General features: G+C 51.1%; 14 protein-coding genes and 1 tRNA gene. 4 read left to right on the plus strand and 11 right to left on the minus strand.

The features are described 5' to 3' along the window. Both C7120_RS07840 and C7120_RS07845 read left to right on the plus strand, forming a co-directional pair. Positions 1-3249: a glycosyl hydrolase gene (locus C7120_RS07840; protein ID WP_107621068.1), complete on the plus strand. Its 3249-nt coding sequence runs from the start codon at positions 1-3 to the stop codon at positions 3247-3249. Positions 3250-3695: 446 nt separating this feature from the next. Continuing rightward, positions 3696-5414, plus strand: coding sequence for a hypothetical protein (locus C7120_RS07845; protein WP_146154222.1), 1719 nt, complete (start codon positions 3696-3698; stop codon positions 5412-5414). Between the two features lie 115 nt (positions 5415-5529). On the opposite strand, the gene C7120_RS07850 is transcribed toward C7120_RS07845, so the two are convergent. From C7120_RS07850 to uxuA, 4 genes are all read right to left on the minus strand, one after another. Next, complete coding sequence (locus tag C7120_RS07850; RefSeq protein WP_107621070.1) at positions 5530-7104, minus strand: Rne/Rng family ribonuclease; 1575 nt, start codon at positions 7102-7104, stop codon at positions 5530-5532. 237 nt (positions 7105-7341) lie between these two features. Next, positions 7342-7620 carry an HU family DNA-binding protein gene (locus C7120_RS07855; RefSeq protein WP_107621071.1) on the minus strand — a complete coding sequence of 93 codons (279 nt, stop codon included), beginning with the start codon at positions 7618-7620 and terminating at the stop codon, positions 7342-7344. Positions 7621-8116: 496 nt separating this feature from the next. Then, entirely contained in the window at positions 8117-8929 is an 813-nt protein-coding gene (locus C7120_RS07860; protein WP_107621072.1) for an SDR family oxidoreductase, read from the minus strand. A gap of 11 nt (positions 8930-8940) precedes the next feature. Continuing rightward, positions 8941-10188 carry a mannonate dehydratase gene (gene uxuA, locus C7120_RS07865; RefSeq protein WP_107621073.1) on the minus strand — a complete coding sequence of 416 codons (1248 nt, stop codon included), beginning with the start codon at positions 10186-10188 and terminating at the stop codon, positions 8941-8943. Between the two features lie 213 nt (positions 10189-10401). On the opposite strand from uxuA, the gene C7120_RS07870 reads away from it, so the two are divergent. Further along, positions 10402-11424, plus strand: a complete 1023-nt coding sequence (locus tag C7120_RS07870; RefSeq protein ID WP_107621074.1) for a sugar kinase — start codon at positions 10402-10404, stop codon at positions 11422-11424. Positions 11425-11461: 37 nt separating this feature from the next. After that, positions 11462-12130, plus strand: coding sequence for a bifunctional 4-hydroxy-2-oxoglutarate aldolase/2-dehydro-3-deoxy-phosphogluconate aldolase (locus C7120_RS07875; protein ID WP_107621075.1), 669 nt, complete (start codon positions 11462-11464; stop codon positions 12128-12130). A gap of 150 nt (positions 12131-12280) precedes the next feature. On the opposite strand, the gene C7120_RS13915 is transcribed toward C7120_RS07875, so the two are convergent. The 7 genes from C7120_RS13915 to C7120_RS07910 form a co-directional block, all read right to left on the minus strand. Then, positions 12281-12351, minus strand: a tRNA-Cys gene (locus C7120_RS13915). A gap of 231 nt (positions 12352-12582) precedes the next feature. Further along, a complete protein-coding gene (locus C7120_RS07885; protein WP_107621077.1) occupies positions 12583-13779 on the minus strand; it encodes an L-serine ammonia-lyase, iron-sulfur-dependent, subunit alpha in 1197 nt (398 codons plus the stop codon). A gap of 22 nt (positions 13780-13801) precedes the next feature. Next, on the minus strand, positions 13802-16375 hold the full coding sequence (gene feoB, locus C7120_RS07890; protein ID WP_107621078.1) for a ferrous iron transport protein B: 2574 nt from the start codon (positions 16373-16375) through the stop codon (positions 13802-13804). Positions 16376-16484: 109 nt separating this feature from the next. Then, positions 16485-17183: an ABC transporter ATP-binding protein gene (locus C7120_RS07895; protein ID WP_107621079.1), complete on the minus strand. Its 699-nt coding sequence runs from the start codon at positions 17181-17183 to the stop codon at positions 16485-16487. A gap of 5 nt (positions 17184-17188) precedes the next feature. Continuing rightward, entirely contained in the window at positions 17189-20695 is a 3507-nt protein-coding gene (locus C7120_RS07900) for a preprotein translocase subunit SecA (protein WP_107621080.1), read from the minus strand. Between the two features lie 210 nt (positions 20696-20905). After that, positions 20906-22309: an alkaline phosphatase family protein gene (locus tag C7120_RS07905; protein ID WP_107621081.1), complete on the minus strand. Its 1404-nt coding sequence runs from the start codon at positions 22307-22309 to the stop codon at positions 20906-20908. Next, a complete protein-coding gene (locus C7120_RS07910; protein WP_233247044.1) occupies positions 22302-23522 on the minus strand; it encodes a DUF4105 domain-containing protein in 1221 nt (406 codons plus the stop codon). Before C7120_RS07910 ends, C7120_RS07905 begins: the two co-directional genes overlap by 8 nt. Positions 23523-23531: the final 9 nt, after the last annotated feature.

A 23531-nucleotide genomic window follows, 5' to 3' on the forward strand; every position in this document is an offset into this window, starting at 1 on the left:
ATGAAAACGACCTTAATAAGCATGCTCCTCATTCTGTCAGGAGCTTTTCCGCTATCCGCACAGACGAGCGAAGGCTTGTATCGGAGTTTTTTGAATCCCGACAAGGCGGCGCGTCCGCGTGTGTGGTGGCACTGGATGAACGGCAACATTACCAAAGACGGCATCTGGAAAGACCTTCATTGGATGAAGCGTTCCGGCATCGCAGGCTTTCACAACTTCGACGCGGGCCTTGAGACGCCGCAGATAGTGAAGCGGCGACTGGCATATATGACCCCGGAATGGAAAGACGCTTTCCACTATATGCTCACTGTGGCCGACTCATTGGATATGGAAGTAACCGTGGCCAGCAGTCCAGGATGGAGCGAGACGGGAGGTCCTTGGGTAAAGGATGAAGACGGAATGAAGAAAATCGTCTGGCGGGAAGTGGATATTCAGGGTGGCGGGAAGCTGAAGCTGCGCCTGCCCGAAGGCTTTGATGTTACAGGAAAGTTTCAGGATTACCATATGGCTTCCGACTATATCTCGCAGGTTTTCATGTCGCGTAAGTTCTATCAGGACATTGCCGTATTGGCCGTGAAGGTGAGCGAGGAAGATGTTCCGATGCGGGAGTTGCGGCCGGTGGTAACTGCCAGCCGGGGCCGGGTAACCCTGGAGCAGCTCTGCAATGACAGTATATCGGACGGAGCCGTCATCGCCTCTGACCAGAACGGCAACTCGTGGGTGCAGGTGGAGTTTGCCAAAGCGCAGACCATCAAGTCGCTTCAGTGGTCAGGAGTATCCTCGAATGGCGACATTCAGGCGTTGTCCTATTCTCTTTCAGCAAGTGATGACGGGATTCATTTCCGCAAGATAACGGATCTGGGCTATCAGGGCTGCATAGAGAAAACAGCGAATATCCCCATGACAACGGCCAGGTATTTCCGCCTGAACATCAAGAACTCTGCCACCGATTCATCTCTGATATCCATGCTGCGGCTTTTCCCCGTAAACCGGGTGGAGCTTTCTGCCGACAAGGCAGCCTTTGCCTTCTATCGTTATGCCAGTTCTGCTTATACCCCTTCGACCACGGATGCTATTCCTCTTGGTAATATCGTCGATGTAACGCACTATGTGAGGAACGGGGTGCTGACCTGGAAAGCTCCGGAAGGCCGTTGGCGTATTTATCGCATAGGCTATAGCCTGACAGGAAAGACCAACCATCCCGCAAGTCTTGAGGCCACCGGGCTGGAAGTGGACAAATTGGATCCAGAGGCCATCCGGAGCTATTACAAGAATTATTTGTGCACCTATCTCGACGCTTCGCAGGGCATGATGGGCAAACGGGGCATTCAATATATCCTTACAGACAGCTATGAGGCTGGTCCGCAGACATGGACGATCCGCATGAGGAAGGAGTTTATGCGTCGTCGGGGATACGATCTGACCCCGTGGATGCCCGCTTTGTTGGGGCTGGTCATCAATAGTGCGGAGGAGACAGACCGCTTTCTTTTCGACTGGCGGATGACTCTTGGCGAGATGATGACGGAATATCATTATGACGGGTTGAACGATATCCTGAAAGAATACGGGTTGAAACGCTATTCGGAGTCCCACGAGGCATGGCGCGCAAACATGACCGACGGCATGGATTGCAAGCGTACGGCGGATATACCGATGTCGGCCATCTGGATGCGCTATAACCAGAAGAAACTGTCGGAGCCGCAGTTCGAGTCGGATATACGCGAGTCGGCATCGGTGGCTCACATCTACGGGCAGAACATTGCGGCAGCAGAGGCGTTTACGACCAACGGCTATCGCGATGGTGCCCTGGTCTATTCGCCAGCGGTGCTGAAGCCTACGGCCGATGCGGCAATGGCATGCGGCCTGAACCGTTTCGTCATTCACACATCGCCCCACCAGCCTGTGGACGACAAGTTCCCGGGCATCGGGCTGGGCGTCTATGGGCAATGGTTCGACCGGCATGAGACATGGGCCGAACAGGCGAGAGTTTGGACAGATTATCTTTCTCGCAGTTGCTATCTGTTGCAGCAAGGACGCTTCGTAGCGGATGTCGCTGTCTATTACGGTGAAGACACCAACATCACGGGACAATATATGACTCGTTTCCCCAGTTGCCCGCAGGGCTATGCCTTTGATTTCGTGAGTCCTTCGGCATTGAAAGAGGTGCTGATGGCAGGCGGCGGCAAGCTGCTTTCGCCCTCGGGGATGGAATACCAAGTGCTTCAGCTGACAAATGTAGCCCGGATGTCGCTTTCTGTGCTTCATAAGATAGCAGAGTTGGCCGAGGACGGTGTCGTGATTTGTGGCGACAAGCCCGGTCAGTTGGCCGGCAGGGAGGGTTCTCTGGCAGAGTTCCGGGAACTGGTCGACAAGATTTGGAATAGTGGCAGGAAGAATGTCTTTACGGGATTCCCCCTCGGCCAGATTCTTGCCAAAAGAGGAATAGAACCCGATGTCGATTTCCTCGGAAATAAGGAAAAACTGCGCTATGTGCATCGGCATCTGCCGGAAGGGGAGATTTATTGGATAGCCAATCAGACTCCTGAAATACTGCGACCGAAGGTTTCTTTCCGCATATCGGGCAAGAAGCCGCAGATATGGCATGCCGACACCGGTATGAAGGAACCTGCCAGCTATGAGACAAGGGATGGTCGCACGGTGGTAGACTTGCAGTTTACCCCCTATGATGCGCTGTTCATCGTCTTTGTGGACGATGCGGATGTGCCGTTTGTCCGCTTCCCCGAAATCTCCAAGACCGTTCTTGCCAAGATTCAGACTCCTTGGGAGGTGAAGTTCCAGCATCGGAGAGGAGCACCGGAGAGAGCGGTCTTCGATGCCCTGACCTCTTACACAGCATCCCCGGATATGGGAATTAAGTATTTCTCGGGTACGGCAACCTATAGCAATGTCTTTAGTCTGGACAAGAAACTTTTCGGGCAGAAAGCCTATCCGAAGCGTATCGTCCTTGATTTGGGCGATGTGAGGGATTTGGCCGAAGTCTATGTGAACGGTCGGAAACAGGGAGTGGCATGGCGTGCGCCGTTCCGGATAGATGTTACCGATGCCGTGAAGCCCGGTCGGAACTCCTTAGAGGTAAAGGTGGTCAATGTATGGCACAATCGTCTGGTGGGCGATGTGCAGCCCGGTGCACGGCCGGTAGCTTGGACGCAGGTGGACTTTTACAAGCCCGACGAGCCTCTCTTGGAGGCCGGTTTGCTGGGGCCGGTAAAGGTAGAAGCTGAATATTAGGATAAGGTATGAAAAAGAGAGGACACCGGCCAAGTATCTTTCGTCGTATTACATATAGTCTGTAACAGGATTACACGCCGTTTGTAATGCGATTACTCATTACGAGTAATCGCATTACTCGTTGTGGGTAGTCCTGCTGTCTGCCACAGGCAGTTTTTACTTGGGATATTCTGAGTTCTCCTTTCACCTGTATATCCATAGGCTCTCTGTATTTGGCGGCGGCAGTTGATGTCATGAAGTGCAATTCGTAAAAAAGTTTTGTAAAATCGTAAAAAAAGCAAGGGAAATCTTGGTGATGATAAAATAAAATGCTAAATTAGAAGCGGAATGGAAGGAGTGAGATGCTTTTCGTACTGAACATGGTGATATTTCTTGAAGTTATCAACCTGACATGATATTAACAAACCTAATATTTAGCTATTATAAAAAAAAGTCTACAAAGAACAATGCTACTGTTAATGGCAGGCATGGTCTCGTTGACGATGCAGGCCGCAGTATTTACCGGCGTAAGCGTAGACATAACGCTTACGGGCGATGGAGAGCATGAGACCAGCAGCAGGGATCTCCCCGCATCAGGCTTTACCGAGGAGATGGGCGATCTCTCGTCAAGCAACGATACCGTGTTTACCGTTAACAGTTTTACGGCAGCGGTAATCGGAGAGGCCGTGGAGGTGGCGATGTTCACCACAATCTATGATGCTTCGGGAGAGCCTGTCTATGACTGGAAAGGCACCTGGGCGGCGAATTTGGGAAACGGGATATGGAAGAGCTCTGTGCCTCTCGATGTGCTCAGCGGGCTGCAGAAAGGAATAACCTATAAGATAGAGATATTCTTTCGTGGGAAGAGTGCCGACGGAAGCTATTTCTACTGGAGCAACGACAGCAAGAATTACATAATCAAGTTTCGCTATGACGATGTGGAGGAAGAGGGAGACGAACAGCCGTTCACATGGTTTGCCGACTCTACCGCTGCCTTTACCGTGTTGGCAAACGGCATAGAGAAGACGCTTTCGTTCAACGGCGATGGCTCTATCCATTCCGGAACACAGGACTTGGGTATGGTGAACTCGCTTAGTATCCATAGTTGGATGCTCCGCCTTCGCCAGAAGCCCAATAGCAACATGCAGATAACCTCGGCATCTATCCAGAAGGTTGTCATCGTACCAGGCTCTCAGGAACTGGGCTGGGGAGTGTATGGAGACGGCATAGAATATACTTCTGCCTACAATGTTAGTGGTATGCTCGACAAGAAATTCAAGGGAGAGGAGATTGGTGAGGATGTTCTGGGCAGTCTCGAGGACGGAAAGACCTACGGCCTGTACTTTATGTATCAGCTGATAGACGCAGAAGACCATTATTATGGCTTCGGCGCAGGCAATGACCGTCTGGGCTTTATATTTACCAAGGGCGATCCGTCGTCCGGCACAAGCAACATCATCCTTGACGCCTCGCACTTCTCGACGGACTATACCTTTAGTGGAACAGAGACGGATGCCAATGTAAAATATGTGATGAGGCCGCGGAACGGAAATCCGGAGAATGGCTTCATGCTCGACATTTCGCCAGTCGTACAAGGGCAACCGGCAGCATTTGTAACAGCCATGCTGTCAGATATCAACTACTGGGAGCCCGCTTTCCGCCGGCTGGCATCTCCTCTTGCAGGAGAGGATCTTGAGGCAAATGAGAACACCAAGCAGCTCACAGTCAGCAATGTGGGCTTGTTGCCGAACCAGTTTTCAAGCTACGAAGACTTGAAGATTGCCACGCTGAGCTATGATTCTAACTATTCAGGAACCCCCGTTATACCTGAGGGTTGCTTCAGCGGGTGTAATAGTTTGGATGCACTTTATATAGCTTGTAGCAAGATAAGCCTTGGCAGCAACGCACTTAATCCCGAAGCAGACTATGTCGTATTCGTCCCCAGTAGCGAGATGGCCGAAGTTTTTCTGGCTTACAAGAATAATTACGGTTGTGCCTATACGGTGAAAGTAGAGGCTACTCTCGGTATGGGTAATCAGCCTTTCATGCCAAGTGCCGTGCCTGTCAGGCGTTATGATCTTGGCGGTTGCCAATTGCCCTTGCACTCCAAGGCGCATTCCGGCGTGAGCATTGTGAAGATGAGCGACGGCTCTGTCCGGAAGGTAATAGACCGGAAGGCTCGTTAGCAAGTATTTGATTTCCCGTAGATAGACGAACTGGCGGAACACGCGGATAATAATCCGGGCTCCGCCAGTTCGTCCATGGGGACTTGGTTGTCTGCGCGCACTGGGCGCGCAGACATCATTTAGTCTCTATTTCTTCCTTCATGTCTATGAATTCCCGCTTGGAATCGTAGAACTCATACTGAAGGAAAGCCAGTTTCTGAGACGGGACGATGCGTACTCCAAACCCGTATTTGATTTGCCACTTGTTCTTGAGGCTTACCACGCCTTGGTTGATGAAGGCGGCAACATACGGATGTACATGGAGATAGAATTTCTTGACGCCAATCTTATTGACCAGTCGGTCGATCTTTCCCTCTAACAAATCGGTGAACAGGATGCTGGACTTGATCTTGCCAGTACCGTCGCACGACGGGCATGTTTCTTCTACTCTGACATCCATGGCAGGCCGAACGCGCTGACGCGTAATCTGCATTAGTCCGAATTTGCTCAGCGGCAGGATGTTGTGGCGGGCGCGGTCTTTCTGCATGTTCTTGCACATGCGTTCATAGAGCATCTGCCGATCTTCCGCAAGGTTCATGTCGATGAAGTCGACCACGATGATTCCTCCCATGTCTCGTAGTCGTAGCTGGCGAGCCAGTTCGTCGGCCGCACCGAGGTTCGTCTCTAATGCATTCTGCTCTTGGCCATTGCCGGCCTTTGCCCGGGTGCCACTGTTTACATCCACCACATGCATGGCTTCGGTATGCTCGATGATGAGATAGGCTCCGTGACGATAGTTGACGGTCTTGCCGAAGCTTGACTTGATCTGCTTCGTTACATTGAAGTTGTCGAAGATGGGTACCTTGCCCGTATACAGTTTTACTATGCCTGCCTTTTCTGGGGCTATGAGTGAGACATAGCTTTTGACCTCGTTGAAAACACTCTCTTCGTTGATATAGATGTTTTCATAGCTGGGATTGAAGAGGTCGCGAAGCAGGGCAACGGCTCTGCTGGTCTCTTCATACGCAAGCTGCGGTCGCTTCTGGGTCTTCTGGACTTTAGTGATGGCGTCTTCCCATCGCTGGTTAAGCACCTTGAGTTCTGCGTCCAATTCAGCCACGCGCTTTCCTTCTGCCACGGTGCGCACGATTACGCCGCAGTTCTTGGGCTTGATGCTCTGGATGAGTTGCTTGAGTCGGGCTCTTTCCTCGCCGCTTTTGATTTTAGAAGAAACGGAAACTTTATCGCCAAATGGAATGAGGACCAGGAACCTTCCGGCAAACGAGATCTCTCCCGTGAGGCGCGGCCCCTTGGTCGAAATGGGTTCTTTGACAATCTGCACCAATACCTCCTGACCCGCCTTGAGTGTTGTCTGTACGCTTCCGTCTTTCTGCAGGTCGGGTAGGCGTGATGCCTTGGAAAATGGATAAAGTTTCTTTCTGTCGCTTTGTACCTGTTTGAGATACTTTTCGTAAGAGGGGAATTGATTTCCCAGGTCAAGATAATGGAGAAAGGCGTCGCGCTCATAACCCACATCTACAAAGCATGCGTTCAAGCCCGGCATGAGCTTCTTTACCTTGGCTATGTAGACATTGCCAACAGTGAAGGAGGCCGAGCGCGGCTCACTCTGATACTCCACCAGGTTCTTATCTTCCAGCAGAGCTATCGAGATTTCCTTTTGCTGTACATCAATTACTACTTCGCTTGTCATTTCTGTTATCTTTATTTTCAAAAATTAGGGGCATGCCTATCAAGAGACACGCCCCATAGTCTGTATGAATAGGCTTCAGAGCCAAGTCTTGATCTACTTGCTCTTATGTCTGTTCTTACGCAATCTCTTTTTACGCTTATGCGTAGCCATCTTGTGGCCCTTCTTTTTCTTACCGTTTGGCATAGCTTTTTAAAAATTAAATGTTTGATATAATGTTATTTTGAATTTGCCGACCAATTAGTCGTTCATCAAAGCAGTGAATTCCTTGGATGGCTTGAAGCCGGGAATGTCGTGTGCCTCCACGCGGATGGTGATGTTCTTCTGCATGTCGCGACCCGTCTTGGCTGCGCGATGCTTGACGATAAAGGTACCGAATCCTCTCAGTGATACATCTTCCTTGTGCTTGGCTACGGAGTCCTTGACGACTTTCATGAATGCCTCGATCGTGAGGGCTACATCCTTTTTTGCAAGGCCAGTCTGTTCTGAAATCTGGCTGACGATTTCTGCTTTGGTCATTTTCTTGTTATCTTTATTTTGTTACTAATTTTTACTTTTTGCCTTCATTGGTCTTGCAAATATACGAGTTTTTCCGCTTAAACGAAAATTTATAGCTCTTTTTTTGCGGAAAAAAGCATCATTTTACATGCTAAGTTCCTAATTATCAAATCTTTTTGTTTGCAACAGGGAGTGAATGAGGATTTCAGTCTTCTTTGTGGTGTAAAGAAAAAAGAATGATAAAGGGACATCGCTTTCCTGTCTTGAGGGGCGATATTTTGATTGTGGGGAGTCAGCGTCTGGCTTCTGTTTCTCCCGATTTCAAGGATTGCAGAGACTTGAGACCCGTAGCGTAAAAAGGATTGGCAGTCTAATATGGCAGGAAGCTCCTTGGCCTGACCAATCGCTTTCCGCACTTCTTCCAGGCCTTACACCTTACGGAAGTCTTTCCGCTTTCCCGCAATTTCTCGATGGTGCTGATGTCCGCTTCCTGCCAGACGAATCTTTTCAGGGGGATTTACATTGCGAATGTATTGAATCCGCCGTCGACAACGGCTACGGTTCCCGTAACAAACTCAGAGGCATCGCTTATCAGATAATGAATCGTGCCGCAGAGTTCTTCGGGCTCTCCCATGCGCCCAAACGGTGTCTGCCTTATCACATCTTTTCCCCGTTCGGTGTAGCTCCCGTCAGGATTTGTCAGCAGCGATCGGTTTTGCTCCGTGATGAAGAACCCCGGGGCGATGGCATTTACGCGAATTCCCTCTCCGAATTTCCGGGCAGTCTCGTGTGCCATGTAGGCAGTGAAATTGCTGATGCCGGCTTTGGCTGCCCCGTATCCACAGACTCGGGTTAACGGGCGGAATGCCGCCATGCTGGAGAAGTTGACAATCGCCCCTTTTTTCTGTTGTACCATAGGCTTGAGGAAAACCTGCGTGGGGATAACCGTTCCGGCAAGATTGAGATTCAGCACTTCCTGAAATTGTCCCGGATCGAGATCAAAGAAGTTCTGATCAGGCCCGATGGTTGCCCCCGGCATGTTGCCTCCGGCCGCATTGAGGAGTGCGTCGACTCTGCCGAAGTCCGCAAGGATGTCCCTGCAATTTTGTTCTATGACGCCCATGTCCATGACATCTGTTTGATAGAACTTGGCAATTCCGCCGTCGGCTTTAATACTTTCCACGATTCGGTTTCCAACTTCTTGCTTGCGCCCCAAGACCGCGACCTTGGCACCTTGTCCGGCAAGATACTTCCCAATACAGCGCCCTAATACGCCTGTACCACCAGTAATGACCACTACATGGCCTTTGATATCAAATAAGTTTTTCATATGGGATGAGTTTATTCGTAAAATCCAGGTTGTTTATATTCGATGCCTAATTCCTTGTCCACCGTGGCGATGACCCCCTGAATCTGCCCCATGGCAAACATCCTGCCAAGAAAAGAATAGCCTGCGTTATATCCCCGGTCGGCATCGCCGAGCATGGTCATTCCGTGGTCGACGCGCATGGGCAGTCGGGCTATGTTGGGGTTGCTGCTTCGTCTTTGTTCTTCTCTTTCAAAAATACGGACTAATTCTATCATGTCGGCACGGCCACCAAGATGACTTGCCTCCGTAAAGTCTCCGTTAGGGAAAATGTGGCACGACCGCAGGTGTACGAACCAAGTGCGTGCGGCATACTTGTTGGCAAGTTCCGTCAGGTTGTTATGCGCCCCCGCCGACAAGCTTCCGGCGCAGAAGGTGAGGCCATTGTGCCTGTCGGGTACGGCATTCAGAAACCACCTGATGTCCTCGTCGCAGGTTACGATGCGGGGAAGGTCGAGGATAGGGAACGGGGGATCGTCCGGATGAACGCACATATACATGTCGCGCTCGTCGCATACGGGCATGATGGCCTCGAGGAAATATCGCATGTTCTCGCGCAGCTGGCCCTTGTCGACTCCTTTATATAGAATGAGAAGCTGTCGGAAAAGCTCCACGGGATGCTCATCTCCCTCCTTGATGTTGCCGCTGACGAATCCCTGCGTCTTCACGATGATGTTTTCCACGAGCTTGTGTTCATCCGCCGGTGTCATCCTCGCTTTCAGTTCTTCCACTTCTTTCAGGATGTTGCGGTTCATCTGCCTGCCCCTCTGGTCCCAGTCGGTTTCTGCCCCTTTGCGGTTCAGGATGTGGATGTCGAAGTAGGCAAACTCGGCCCAGCTGAAATAGAGGTTTGTCGTTCCGTTTGGATTCGGATGGTTAAGGTCGGTGCGTGCCCAGTCAAGCACGGGCATAAAATTATAGCAGACGGTGTGAATGCCCTCGTCGGCGAGATTCCGCAGACTTTCTTTGTAGACTTCGATCTGCCGGTCGCGGTCAGGCCCCCCGTATTTGATGGTCTCCGTAACGGGAAGCGACTCCACGACGCTCCATCGCATTCCGTAACTCTCGATGTAGCTTCTCAGGTCATGAATGGCCTCTCTTGTCCAGACTTCGCCTAACGGCACTTCATGAAGTGCCGTAACAATCCCTTCCACTCCTATTTGCTTTAGCATGGCAAGCGTTATCTTGTCGTTTTTGCCAAACCATCTCCATGTCCTTTCCATATACTATGATATATTCTATTTTTTTTGTTTATCAGATAATAGATATGCATTTCTAAAGGCTGAATGCACTTGGCCTGAGGCCGTGATTACATGCTTTTGACTTCTTTCCGGAGAATCTTCGTGCAAAAATAAGGAAATTCCTTGAGAATGTCGCAGAATTATCTTATTTTTGCAATGTCTAACCCAAGAAAATACATTTTAAAGGATTAAGAAATGGCAAAGATAATCACCTTCGGCGAGATAATGCTCCGCCTGTCGCCCGTCGGCAGCAATCGTTTCATCCAGTCGGATGCGTTCCGTATCATTCCGGGCGGGGGAGAGGCCAATGTCGCCGTGAGTCTTGCGAACTATGGGCATGAAGCCTGCTTCGTTACGAAGCTCCCCGCACATGAAATCGGCCAGATGGCCGTCAATGCACTGCGTCGATATGGAGTCAACACCGCCTATATTGCCCGCGGCGGCAGTCGCATCGGGCTTTATTATGCAGAGACGGGAGCCTCTATGCGCCCGAGCAAAGTGATCTATGACCGCGCCCATTCCTCCATTGCCGAGGCAGGACCGGCCGACTTCGACTTTGATGAAATCATGAGCGGCGCCCGCTGGTTTCATTGGAGCGGGATTACTCCGGCAATCTCCGACAGGGCTGCCGAGCTGACCAAACAGGCCTGCAAGGCTGCGAAGCGACATGGCGTAACCATATCCGTAGACCTTAACTTCCGCAAGAAACTATGGACTTCGGAGAAGGCCATCTCCATCATGCGGCCGCTGATGGAGTATGTGGATGTGTGCATCGGCAACGAGGAGGACGCCCAGCTCTGCTTGGGCTTCAAGCCGGATGCCGATGTCGAGGGAGCCAGGACCGATGCTGCCGGCTACCACAAGATATTCGGGCAGATGAGGGAGGAGTTCGGGTTCAAGTATGTAGCCTCCACCTTGCGGGAGTCGTATTCGGCCACCCGCAACGGATGGAAGGCTCTCATATACGATGGCAGGGAGTTCTATGAGAGCCGGCGGTATGACATCAACCCGATTATAGACAGGGTTGGCGGCGGCGATTCTTTCTCAGGCGGCCTTATCCATGGCTTGCTCACGAAGCCGACGCAAGGAGAGGCTCTGGAATTTGCCGTGGCAGCCTCGGCCTTGAAGCATACGATAGACGGCGATTTTAACCTTGTCGGTGCCGACGAGGTGGAGGCCCTGGCTCATGGAAACGCCAACGGGCGTGTGCAAAGATGAGAAGAGAATACAAACAGGTTAAGCATAAGAAACGAAGATGGCAAAATTTGATAAGATAGCAGTCTTGAGGAAAATAGGAGATACGGGCATGGTTCCGGTCTTTTACAATAAGGATATAGAGACAGCCAAGCATGTCCTGGGAGCCTGCTACGAAGGTGGAGTGAGGGCTTTTGAGTTTACCAACCGCGGCGACTTTGCCCATGAGGTGTTCGGCGAGCTGGTGAAGTGGGCCGACCGGGAATGTCCGGAGCTGGCATTGGGCATCGGCTCTGTCGTCGATCCCGCCACAGCGGCGCTCTATATACAGCTGGGGGCTGATTTCGTGGTCGGCCCGCTCTTCAATCCCGAAATCTCACCCGTCTGCAACCGGCGGCTGATACCTTACTGTCCGGGCTGCGGGAGCGTGAGCGAAATCGGCAAGGCGCAGGAGTTGGGGTCGGATCTGACCAAACTGTTTCCGGGAGATGTCTATGGTCCTAAGATGGTGAAAGACCTGATGGCGCCATGCCCATGGACCAAAATCATGGTTACGGGCGGCGTTGCCCCGATGAGAGAGAACCTTGAGAGTTGGTTTAAGGCCGGAGCTTACTGTGTCGGCATGGGCTCGAAACTTTTCCCGAAGGACAAGGTGGAGTCGGCCGACTGGGACTATATCACCGCTCTCTGCAGGGATTGCCTTGATATTATCGGGGATTGCAGGTTGTAACCGTGGCGACCGAGCTTGGCTTCACGGGGTGTTACAAGCGGCGTGTAACACGATTACACACAGCTTGTAATCCTGTTACACACAGCGTGTAAGAGTATCGACAGCCGTTAAAGGAAAATCCGAAAGCCGCCGGCTTTCGGATTTCTGATGAGGTACCTAGCGGAGTCGAACCGCTTTGAACGGTTTTGCAGACCGTTACCTAACCGTTCGGACAAGGTACCCTGTGCCCCCATTAGGGTTTGCTTGTGCAAAGATAAGGCAAAATATTGGGAATTGCAAATTTTCCCTTTACTTTTTTCTTGCCTTCTTGCATTTCTCATAAAAGGCGCATCCGGCGCACCCGTAGTTTCTGCATTTCAGGTTCTGCCTATACTCCCGGTACAGGTATCGTATGAGCCAGGCCACACAAAGCGTGAGGATGACGGCGAGAAGTATATACTGGAATACCATCGTCAGTCCTGATGATAGTCTTTGGCCAGGCCTCCCGTGCCGGTCTCCTTGTAGAGGGAGGGCAGGTCGTGGCCGGTCTGCTTCATCACTTCTACGACACGGTCGAAGCTCACCCGGTGCTTGCCGTCGGAGAAAGCGGCGTAGAGGTTGGCGTCGAGGGCCCGTGTCGCGGCAAAGGCATTACGCTCTATGCAGGGTATCTGGACAAGTCCGCATACAGGATCGCAGGTCATTCCCAAGTGATGTTCCAGTCCCATCTCGGCCGCATACTCTATTTGAGAGGGGCTTCCGCCGAAGAGCTGGCATGCCGCTGCCGATGCCATGGCGCAGGCCACGCCGACTTCGCCCTGGCAGCCCACCTCTGCCCCGGAGATGGAAGCATTCTGCTTGACGATGTTCCCGAAGAGGCCGGCCGTGGCTAATGCATGGAGAATGTGGGTGTCGCTGAAGCTATGGCCTTTGGAAAGATGGTAGAGAACGGCAGGCACAACCCCGCACGAGCCGCAGGTGGGCGCCGTAACGATGGTCTCGCCCGAGGCGTTCTCCTCGCTCACGGCCAGCGCATAGGCATAGACCAGCCCTCGTGTCTGGAGGGTCTGCTTGTATCCGGTGGCCTTTATATAATAGGTGGATGCCTTTCGGGCCAGGTTCAGCGGCCCGGGGAGTCGCCCCTCGTGGTTGATGCCGCGCTCTACGCTCTCCTGCATGGCTTCCCATACCGTCTGTAGATACTCCCATATGCTCGGATCTTCACACTCGTCCACATACTCCCAATAGCTCCGGCCGCTGTTCTCGCACCATTGCATGATTTCCGTCAGCGAGTTCATCGGGTATACTTCGGGAGTGAAGAATCTGTCAGCCTTGGCTTCTCCCTCGGAAAGAGCTCCCCCTCCTACGCTGTAGACGGTCCAGTCGTGAGTGCCGTCGGCCTTGAAAAGCATGCCGTTCGGATGAAAGGGAAGAAACACGGTGGGCTTCCAGACAATCTTGGTGGGAGCAATGGGTTGCAGCACTTCCAGTATGGCCTGATGGGTGAGGTGGCCTTTGCCCGTGGCCGCAAGGCTTCCGTAGAGGGTAACCTCGAAGTTTTTTGCGTCGGGATGCTCCTTCGCGTAAATATGCGCGGCATTCTCCGGACCCATCGTATGGCTTGACGAGGGGCCTTTGCCGATTCTGTATAATTCTCTCAAAGATTTCATAATGTTTTATATTTTATGCTTTTTATAGGAAGAGCGACCCGACCTGGAATACCAGTGCGCTGACAACCCATGCCAGGCAGGTGGTGTATGCCGCCGTGAACAGCGCCCATTTCCAGGAGCCTGTTTCCCCCTTGATGGCCGCGATGGTGGCAATGCAGGGGAAGTATAGCAGCACGAAGAGCAGGAAGCAATATGCCGTCAATGTGGCCAAGGGGGCTGCCGCCTCGTATTTTAGTCCGTGGGTGTTGGCAATGTCTGTCTGAATCTTGTGGCGGAGTATCTCATATTTGCCGCCTTCGTTATTATAGCTGTTGTCTTCGGCAAAGCTTTCATCGTTGGAATACAGGACTCCCATGGTGGAGGCAACGATTTCCTTGGCGCCCACACCGGCCAGAATGCCCACATCCAGCTTCCAGTTGAATCCCTGCGGAGTGAATATCGGCTCTATGCTCCGGCCAATCTGCCCGATGTAGCTTTGCTCTTGCTGCCGATGAACGGCAGCCATGTAGGCCTCATGGGCTTCGTGTGCCTGATTGGAATCCTCGCCGTATCGTGCCATGGCGGCCTCCGCGCTCGCTTTGGCAGTCCCCACATTCCTGTCATAGGGAAAGTAGCCTAATGCCCACACGATGATGCTCGCCACGAGGATAATGCCTCCCATCTTCTTCAGATACTGGCGGCCCTTTTCCCATGTGTGGCGGAAGATGGCCTTCCATGTCGGGAAGCGGTAGGGTGGCAGTTCCATGACGAAAGGCACATCCTCGCCCTTGAACAGAGTGCTTGTGAAGAGCTTGCTCATGAGTACGGCCAGAGTCATTCCCACGAGATAGAGGGAGAACATGACGAGCGACTGGGTGAGGCTTCCGACGAAGAAGGTGCCGATGATCATAATATAGATGGGAATGCGAGCCTCGCAGCTCATCAGGGGGAGGATGAGCATCGTTACAAGCCTGGAGCGACGGCTCTCGATGGTGCGCGTGGCCATGACGGCGGGCACATTGCACCCGAATCCCATGATCAGCGGGATGAATGACTTGCCGTGTAACCCCATCCTGTGCATGAGCTTATCCATGATGAAGGCTGCGCGCGACATATATCCGCAGTCCTCCATGAACGATATAAAGAAATAGAGAATCAGGATCTGTGGAAGAAATACGATAACCGCTCCCACGCCGCCAATGATACCGTCAATGAGCATTGCCTTGATAGGACCTTCCGGCATGTAGGCTCCTATCTGGCTTCCCAGTAGTTCTACGAGTGTCTCTATCCAGTCCATGGGATACTGGCCGACCATAAAGGTTGTCGCAAACATCACGATCAAGATGAGGATGAAGATCGGGAATCCTACCCATCTGTTGGTTAATATGCGGTCAAGCAGATGGGTTGTCTGGTAGGTGTCTTTCTTGTTTCCCGTCTTATAGAGCGCTTCCTCAAGTGCGCCATGGATAAATCCATACTTCGCGTCCATGATGGCAGTCTCGCAGTCGTCGCCCGTCTCTTCCTTGACTCTTCTCGCCGCGTCATCACGATGCCTGAGAATTTCCGCCGCATCGGGCAAGGCCTTGATGTATTCCTCTGCGTCCTTGTCGTATTCAAGCAGCTTTATGGACAGATAACGGGTAGAATAGCGGAGCCGCACATTAGGGGCTTTCTTCAGGTGTTCTTGTATTTCTTCGATTCCATGTTCGATCTCGTGTCCATGATTGATATGGATATGGCGGAAATGAGGAGATTCCCCCTCTTTGCCCTCGTACATCTGGATTACCATGTGGAATAGCTCTCTGATGCCTCGGCCATTGGTGAAGACGGTGGGAACCATAGGGACACCCAACAGGCTCCCCAGCTTTTCGTAGTCTATATGGTCGCCTCGTTGCTCCGTCTCGTCAAACATGTTGAGGGCGCAAACCATGCGCACGTGCATGTCGATGAGCTGTGTGGTGAGATAGAGGTTGCGCTCGAGGTTGCTCGTGTCGATGACATTGATGATAACATCAGGAGTTTGCTCGATGATCTGCTTCCTCACATAGAGCTCTTCGGGAGAATAGGCAGAGAGGGAGTAAGTGCCGGGGAGGTCGACAAGGTTAAACTTATAGCCTTCGAATTCCGCGTGTCCCTCCTTGGCGTCTACGGTAACGCCGCTATAGTTACCTACGCGCTCGTGTGCGCCTGACGCAAAGTTGAAGAGCGAGGTCTTTCCGCAGTTTGGATTGCCTACCAATGCAACATTGATTTCCTTGTGCTTCTTCTCTGCCGCGTCCTCAAGCTGCTTGTCGGTAAGTGGTTGCTCATCGGCCTCGCGGCTATCGATCATCTTGGAACTTTTGACGAGTTTCTCAGCATCTTTTTCTTCCTCTTCTATCTTCTTGGCTTCCTCAAGGGTTACGACTTCTATCAACTCCGCCTCGCTGTGGCGGAGGGAAACCTCGTAGCCCATAATCTTGTATTTTACGGGGTCCTGCAAGGGGGCGTTCAGCAAGACCTCTATAGACTTGCCCTTGATGAAGCCCATCTCCACGATGCGCTTGCGGAAGCCTCCATGACCGAGCACTTTTACGATGATGCCTTTTTCTCCAGTCTTAAGTTCTGATAATTTCATTTTTTCTCTTTCCTCTCCTATTACATGCAAATATACGACAAAAAAGGTGCAACTCTGTTGCAACCTTTTATTTTGTCAGAAATATACCTAGAAATGGGGAGGGCTGATCTTAAATGTTAAAGTAGTCTTCCAGTTCTTTCTCGGCGCTCCCATGCTCGTTCTGCAGGTCCTTTAAAATGATGCCATGCTCGAGCAGGGCAATGCGGGTGGATATCTCTATTGTATGTTGCAAGTTATGACTACTGATCAGAATGGTAGCCTCGTTCTCCCGGGCATAGGTCAGGAGGAGTTTCTTCAGTATGTTCTGACTTGATGGATCCAGAAAGTTGAACGGCTCGTCAAGGATGACGAGCCTGGGGCAATTGAATAATGCGGAAATGATTCCAATCTTCTGTTTGTTCCCGGCAGAGAAGTCTCTGATGAGTTTTTTCTGATTCATGATCTCGCCCGCCATGAATTGTTCGAAGTCCTTTTCACGGGATTCAACAGCGTCTTTTGTCATGTTGTTCACCTTTCCGAGGAATTCAAAATACTCTTCGGGAGTGAGAAAATCGATTAAAAACCCTTCATCAATGTAGGAACCGGTGGTCTTTTTCCATTCCTCGCTTTCGGCTGGATTGATGCCGTTGATGGACACCGTCCCCTCATCTGCTTTCATCAAATCAAGCATCAGGCGAAAAAGAGTGGTCTTGCCGGCCCCGTTGTTGCCTACCAATCCAAGAATATCGCCATCGTTGATGGTGAATTCCGGGATATGGACGGCTACCTTTTCGCCAAATGATTTCTGGAGATTGTCAAGTCTGATCATGCTGCTTATCTGATGTTACGCCCATGGCAGTTTTTAAACTTTTTGCCGGAGCCACATGGGCAAGGGTCGTTGGGGCGAGGCATTTTTTCGCGGATAATCGGCGTGTGATTTACTCTTTGTGCCGTTTCGCGGGTGTCCTGCCGGGCTGCAGCCTGTTGTGCGGGATCGCTGAGGTCGGCCTTCTGTTCATTATAACGCTGGCTCCTCTGCTCTGGCGCCGCCTCGTGAACTTCCTGTTCCTGCATTTCCGGGATCTGGGCACGCATGAGGATGGACGAGGTGCGATTGTTGATGTCGTCAATCATGGTATCCCAGATGGTCGCACTCTCAAGCTTGAAGATCAAGAGGGGGTCTTTCTGCTCGTATGAGGCGTTCTGCACGCTGTGGCGAAGTTCATCCAGTTGACGAAGGTTTTCTTTCCAGTTGTCATCAATGATATGCAGCATGATGACCTTCTCGAACTGCTTCACGACATCCTTGCCCTCTGTCTTGTATGCCTTTTTGAGGTCGCAAGGAATATTATATACGCGCTTTCCGTCGCTAACCGGTACCATGATGCGCTCGAAGCGGTCTCCCTGATTTTCTTCCACATCCTTAATGACAGGCCAGGCTACACTCTGGATGCGGTCGGTCTTGCGCTTGAAGGCCGCCATCGCGTCTTGGAATGCGCGCTCTGCCAGTACATTGTGGTCGGCATTTAAGAGCTCTTCTTCTGTAAAGGGGCACTCCATCGCGAAGACTTTCAGGAACTGTTCCTTGCATCCTTCGTAGTCGTTTTTCTCAATGATGTTGATGCAGCGGTCCCAAATAATGTTTGCTATATCCATGCCGATGCGTTCACCCATGAGGGCGTGTCTACGCTTCTCATAGATTACGGTACGCTGCTTGTTCATCACATCATCATATTCAAGCAGATGTTTACGGATACCGAAGTTGTTTTCCTCTACCTTCTTTTGAGCTCTTTCGATACTCTTGGAAATCATAGGAGCCTCTATGCGCTCGCCTTCCTGGTAGCCCAGACGATCCATGACATGTGCAATTCGTTCTGATCCGAAGAGGCGCATCAGCTTGTCTTCCAATGAGACATAGAAGACCGAGCTGCCCGGGTCGCCCTGGCGGCCGGCACGACCACGCAACTGACGGTCTACGCGCCGGCTTTCATGGCGCTCCGTGCCAATGATGGCTAAACCTCCTGCCGCCTTTACTTCTTGTGTGAGTTTGATATCGGTACCACGACCGGCCATGTTGGTGGCAATGGTTACGGCTCCTAACAGTCTCTCCTCGTTGGTGATGAGGTTCTGTGCATCCTGTCCGGCAAGACTGGTATCCGCACTTTTAGCTCCCTCATTTGCCGCTTTGACGAGTGTATTTTGATATCTCACGGCAGACGCTTTGTCGGTAAAAGCCTTTCCATCGGTCGCAAGGAAAACCGTTCCCTTGGTGCTTTTACCCGCCTCGGCAACTACCAGAGCCTCTTGCTGGTGCAGCTTGGCATTCAATACCTGATGTGGAATCTTGCGCATATCGAGCATCTTGGAGAGCAACTCACTGATTTCGACAGAGGTTGTACCTACCAGACAAGGCCGTCCACTGACGCGCATTTCCTCAATTTCCTCGATGACGGCAGAATATTTCTCGCGGGCTGTCTTATAGACGCGGTCATCCATATCGTTGCGGACTACTGGCTTATTAGTCGGGATCTCGACCACATCAAGTTTGTAGATGTCCCAGAATTCACCGGCCTCGGTAGACGCTGTACCCGTCATGCCCGAGAGTTTATGGTACATGCGGAAGTAATTCTGCAGGGTGATGGTGGCAAAAGTCTGTGTCGCGGCCTCTACCTTGACATGCTCCTTTGCCTCAATAGCCTGGTGAAGACCGTCGCTCCAACGGCGACCTTCCATGATACGCCCGGTCTGTTCGTCTACGATCTTTACCTCGCTATCTATGACAACATATTCATCATCCTTATTAAACATGGTGTATGCTTTCAGAAGTTGCTGCAAGGTGTGAACACGCTCGCTCTGAACGGCATAGAGATTCAGTAGGTCATCCTTTTTGTCAAGACGGTCTTGGTCGTTCAGGTCATGCTCGTTTTCAAGTGCAGAGAGCTGGCTGGTAATGTCGGGCAGCACGAAAAGATCCGGCCGGCCGGTCTGTTTGGCAAGCCAGGCACCGCCCTTGTCGGTGAGGTCGGCAGAGTTCAACTTCTCGTCTACTACGAAGTATAAAGGCTCGATGGCCTTGGGCATTTCACGATTGTTATTGGCCATATAGAACTCCTCGGTCTTCAAGAGCCCCGACTTGATGCCATCTTCTGAGAGATACTTGATGAGCGGCTTGTTTTTAGGCAGTGCCTTATAGGAGCGGAAGAGGGCAAGGAACCCTTCTTCTTCCAGCTGTTGAGCCTGTTTCTTGTCTTGTACCTGCTGTGCCTGGGTGATTTTCTGCTTAGCCTCGGCAAGCAGTTCCGTGGCCTGCTTGCGCTGCACCTCATAGAGTTTTTCTACTAATGGCTGGTATTCTTCGAACATCTGGTCGTCGCCCTTGGGTATCGGACCGGAGATAATCAATGGAGTACGGGCGTCGTCAATCAATACGGAGTCGACCTCGTCCACGATGGCGTAGTTATGCTGGCGCTGCACAAGGTCTGCAGGACTGATGGCCATGTTATCACGGAGGTAGTCGAAGCCGAACTCGTTGTTAGTTCCGAAAGTAATATCTGCCTGATAAGCCTTGCGCCGCTCTTCCGAGTTGGGCTGATGCTTGTCGATGCAGTCGACGGAGAGGCCGTTGAACATATAGAGCGGTCCCATCCATTCAGAGTCGCGTTTGGCAAGATAATCGTTCACGGTAACCATGTGCACTCCGTTTCCTGTAAGTGCGTTCAGGAACACGGGGAGGGTGGCTACGAGGGTTTTGCCTTCACCTGTTGCCATTTCGGCTATTTTACCTTGGTGCAAGGCTATGCCGCCGAAGAGCTGCACATCATAGTGTATCATGTCCCATTGGATCTTGTTGCCGCCGGCAGTCCACTCATTGTGGTAGATGGCCTTGTCGCCGTCGATGGTGATGAAGTCGTTTGCCGGATTCCCGGCAAGCTCACGGTCGAAATCGGTGGCTGTAACCACGGTTTCTTTGTTTTCGGAGAAACGACGGGCCGTATCCTTTATAATGCTGAAAGCTACCGGCATTACCTCGTTGAGGGCCACTTCGTATTTGTCGAGAGCCGCTTTCTCAAGTTTGTCAATCTCTGTGAATATGTCCTCGCGCTCGTCGATGGGGGTGTCTTCTATCGTGCTCTTGAGTTCCGCGATCTTCTCTTTTTCTTCCTTTGCAGAGTCCTGTACATATTTCTGGATTTCCTTTGTCTTTGCACGCAGTTGGTCATTGTTCAGCTCTTTAATGGCGGGGTAGGCCTCTTTTACGGTCTCCACTAATGGCTGGATAAGTTTCATATCACGGGTTGACTTGTCGCCAAACAATGACTTTAAAAAATTATTGAAGTTCATTTTCTTATGTTTTTTTTGTTCTTACCTAATTATATTTTGGACGCAAAATTACGAATAATTTTTCAATTATCAGCATGTTGCTCCAAGAAAGATGAATGTAGCAAAAGTAAAAGACGGCTATTTGGTCGCCTGTTAACGGCTAAAAGGAAGGTAAAAGGCCGTTAAAAGGTCGCCTTCTAACGGCTTTTTCCTCAGGGCCTCTTGAATAGTTTAAAACAGGGGAGCCGCCTTGCAGGCGTTGGGTGCCCTTATGCGGATGGCCTTTGCGATGGTAGGGGCAATACGATCTACCGCTATGGGCATGGTGATGCGCTCTGCTTTGATATTGCCTCCGTAAGCGATGACAGGGAATGGGACAAAGCTGACGCGTGATGTATATTTCTGTTGGTTGTCTTCGTTGTAGAGTTGCCAGCCCGGCGCGACTTCTACGATGATGTCGCCACTAATGGCGGGATTGTGCCCATTGCGTATTTTCTCGATGTCGCTGTTGCCGTCAAGGAGTCGTGTGGAGGTGTATACATCTCGTACTCCCGCGTTCTGGATGAGGAATTCCTGGCTTCGTGTGAGCACTTCGGCCAGCCCGATGCGTTTTTGCTCTAAGAGCTGATGGTTCAGATAGATCTGATTTCTGAAGATGGCCTCCACATATCGGCCTTGTCCATAAATGGCTCCAAGATAAATATTGAGGAGATTTGCCGTGCGGTTGATATAGAATGTGCCGGTAGGGATTTGATAGCGGGTGTAGTCTACATTCTCCTGCGTGGTGTAACCTGTACTCGTGAGGAAGAAGAGTACATTCTGTTTGCCCACGCTGCTCTCGATTCCCGAGATGAGTTCGGCCACCACCTGATCAATTTTGCGATAGACGCTTTCCATGTCTTTCTGCCAGTTTGTCGCGTTTCTGCCCTTGGCGGAAAGTGTGATTGAAAGCAGGTCGGTAATCTCGTCTTTGCCCATTCTGTTGTCTCTGACGCATTCCTTTGCGGCTTGAACGACGGCAAGGTTCTTGGAACCTTCATCTTCGGTGCGTTGAGAGTATACGCTCTTGTATGCGTCCAACCACTTTCTTGCTTTATTGGAATAGTATCCGGAGGTGCTGAATGTCCCTTTTCGTTCGTCGATCCATATCGCTCCGTCGGCGGCATGGCCGGCTGACAAGATGGCGGCATCTTTTTCCGACGCGATGGCATAGATGATGGCTGCTCCGTTTGTGGCCACTTTAAGCTCGTCGCCTATGGTCGAAGTTGAGAGTTTTTTCGGCGAAGCCGTGTATCTGTCGTCGTCGGTACATCCTACGGGACGGAGACTTTTCCTGTCGAGCCATTTGCTGCTTGTGATTCCATTATAGTAAGGAGTCGTGCCAGTGGCTATGGCGGCTATCGCCGAGGCTCTGTCAAGTGGCTCGAACGAATAGCTGGCAGCCTCATATACACGGCCCTGCTGAAGCAGTTTTTTCAACCCTCCCTCGCCATAAAGCGGGGCGAAGGCTTCGATATAGTCGGTGCGCAATTCATCGATGGCTATGTTTACCACGAGCCGGGGCGCCGACTGCAGAGACTGGGCCTGTCCAGTCGTGGAAAGCGCGACGAGGAGTGCGGTGAGGTATCTATTCATTCTTGTCGGTATTACCCATGTGTTTGGTTATCAATATTTCGTTTGATATGATTCTTATCAGCAAAATCAGTGCCACGATAAGTACAGCCTTGTCATATTTCTGAAAGGCATATCCGATAACAGCGATGGCCGTGAGATATTTGGATGCGGTCAGATACCAGTGTAGTTGCCGTTTGCGGAGCTTCCTGACTACGGGTATCATGAAAACGAGCGATAGGGGGCATAGAAGCAGAATCTGCAGGTTGAGGCTCACGGTAGGGTGCTGACTGAACACCATAGCCAAGAGAATGAGCCCCGCAACGCCGTCCAGCGTCATAAGGAGAGCATCATATCCCCAGAGAATCTTTTTGTTGCTCCACTCGAAAACGCAGATGGCAATGGTAATTATCAGTAAAATAATTGAACAGTCAGACGGGCTTAAAGGAAAGCCGGATTTATAGTCTCTCTCTCTTGCGTGAAGGAGATATTCCGTATTGCTCACCAATTTTTCTTTCTTGCCGTCGATGTTTGTGCGTAGGGCGTTGTCGAAATCGTTCATCAGATTCCCCGGAAGAAATTGCCGCTCGCTTTTTGTCGTCTTGAAATCAGCTTTCAATCCAAGGAGCAAATCGTTCCCCAGCCGAGCCCAGGGATGGTTGCGGTTATAGGCATGAATCATGCTCCGGAAGCTTTGGCTGATTTCATGGTCTTCAGGAAACGACACTTCTTCGTTCATGTTCCTGACGAGTATGTCTCTCGCTCTCGTCGTACAGTTGTCGTAAAAGTAGTTATAACGATATTCCCGGTTTTCCGGAAGATAGTTTTTTTGAATGGCTTCAACGATCCGAGACTTGTCTTCCCTGGTGAGATTCAGCACTTGTTGCTTCACCCATCTTCCTTCCTGCCGATACTCGGCGATAAAGTCTGGGTAGGTGGTGATTCCCATTTGGTAATCGGTGAGGCCAAAGACGAACCGAAGAATGAAAAATTTCTGACGAAAAGAGAAGATTCCGTAATTGACGACAAGATCTTCTCCATCCATGTCATGAACCCGTATGGCAGTGTGCCCATACAGCGACCATATCTCTTGGCCAGGCCCGCAGGTCAGCAAGCTTATTTCCACGCTGTCCCATCTTTCGTTGACGGTTGGCACATTATCTGCTTTTGCCTGACATGTTAAAGACAGTAAAAAGATAACCAAATAGGCTTTAAAAGTCAGTTTTATTTGTTTCACGATGCAAAA

The sequence above is a fragment of the Prevotella sp. oral taxon 376 genome (assembly GCF_003043945.1).
GTDB lineage: Bacteria > Bacteroidota > Bacteroidia > Bacteroidales > Bacteroidaceae > Prevotella.

Coding starts and splice junctions, on each gene's coding strand:
- C7120_RS07885 (WP_107621077.1), bottom strand. CDS start 13,779: ATGAAATCTTTGAGAGAATTATACAGAATCGGCAAAGGCCCCTCGTCA.
- C7120_RS07850 (WP_107621070.1), bottom strand. CDS start 7,104: ATGACAAGCGAAGTAGTAATTGATGTACAGCAAAAGGAAATCTCGATA.
- C7120_RS07900 (WP_107621080.1), bottom strand. CDS start 20,695: ATGAACTTCAATAATTTTTTAAAGTCATTGTTTGGCGACAAGTCAACC.
- C7120_RS07905 (WP_107621081.1), bottom strand. CDS start 22,309: ATGAATAGATACCTCACCGCACTCCTCGTCGCGCTTTCCACGACTGGA.
- uxuA (WP_107621073.1), bottom strand. CDS start 10,188: ATGGAAAGGACATGGAGATGGTTTGGCAAAAACGACAAGATAACGCTT.
- C7120_RS07895 (WP_107621079.1), bottom strand. CDS start 17,183: ATGATCAGACTTGACAATCTCCAGAAATCATTTGGCGAAAAGGTAGCC.
- C7120_RS07845 (WP_146154222.1), top strand. CDS start 3,696: ATGCTACTGTTAATGGCAGGCATGGTCTCGTTGACGATGCAGGCCGCA.
- C7120_RS07860 (WP_107621072.1), bottom strand. CDS start 8,929: ATGAAAAACTTATTTGATATCAAAGGCCATGTAGTGGTCATTACTGGT.
- C7120_RS07840 (WP_107621068.1), top strand. CDS start 1: ATGAAAACGACCTTAATAAGCATGCTCCTCATTCTGTCAGGAGCTTTT.
- C7120_RS07855 (WP_107621071.1), bottom strand. CDS start 7,620: ATGACCAAAGCAGAAATCGTCAGCCAGATTTCAGAACAGACTGGCCTT.
- feoB (WP_107621078.1), bottom strand. CDS start 16,375: ATGAAATTATCAGAACTTAAGACTGGAGAAAAAGGCATCATCGTAAAA.
- C7120_RS07870 (WP_107621074.1), top strand. CDS start 10,402: ATGGCAAAGATAATCACCTTCGGCGAGATAATGCTCCGCCTGTCGCCC.
- C7120_RS07875 (WP_107621075.1), top strand. CDS start 11,462: ATGGCAAAATTTGATAAGATAGCAGTCTTGAGGAAAATAGGAGATACG.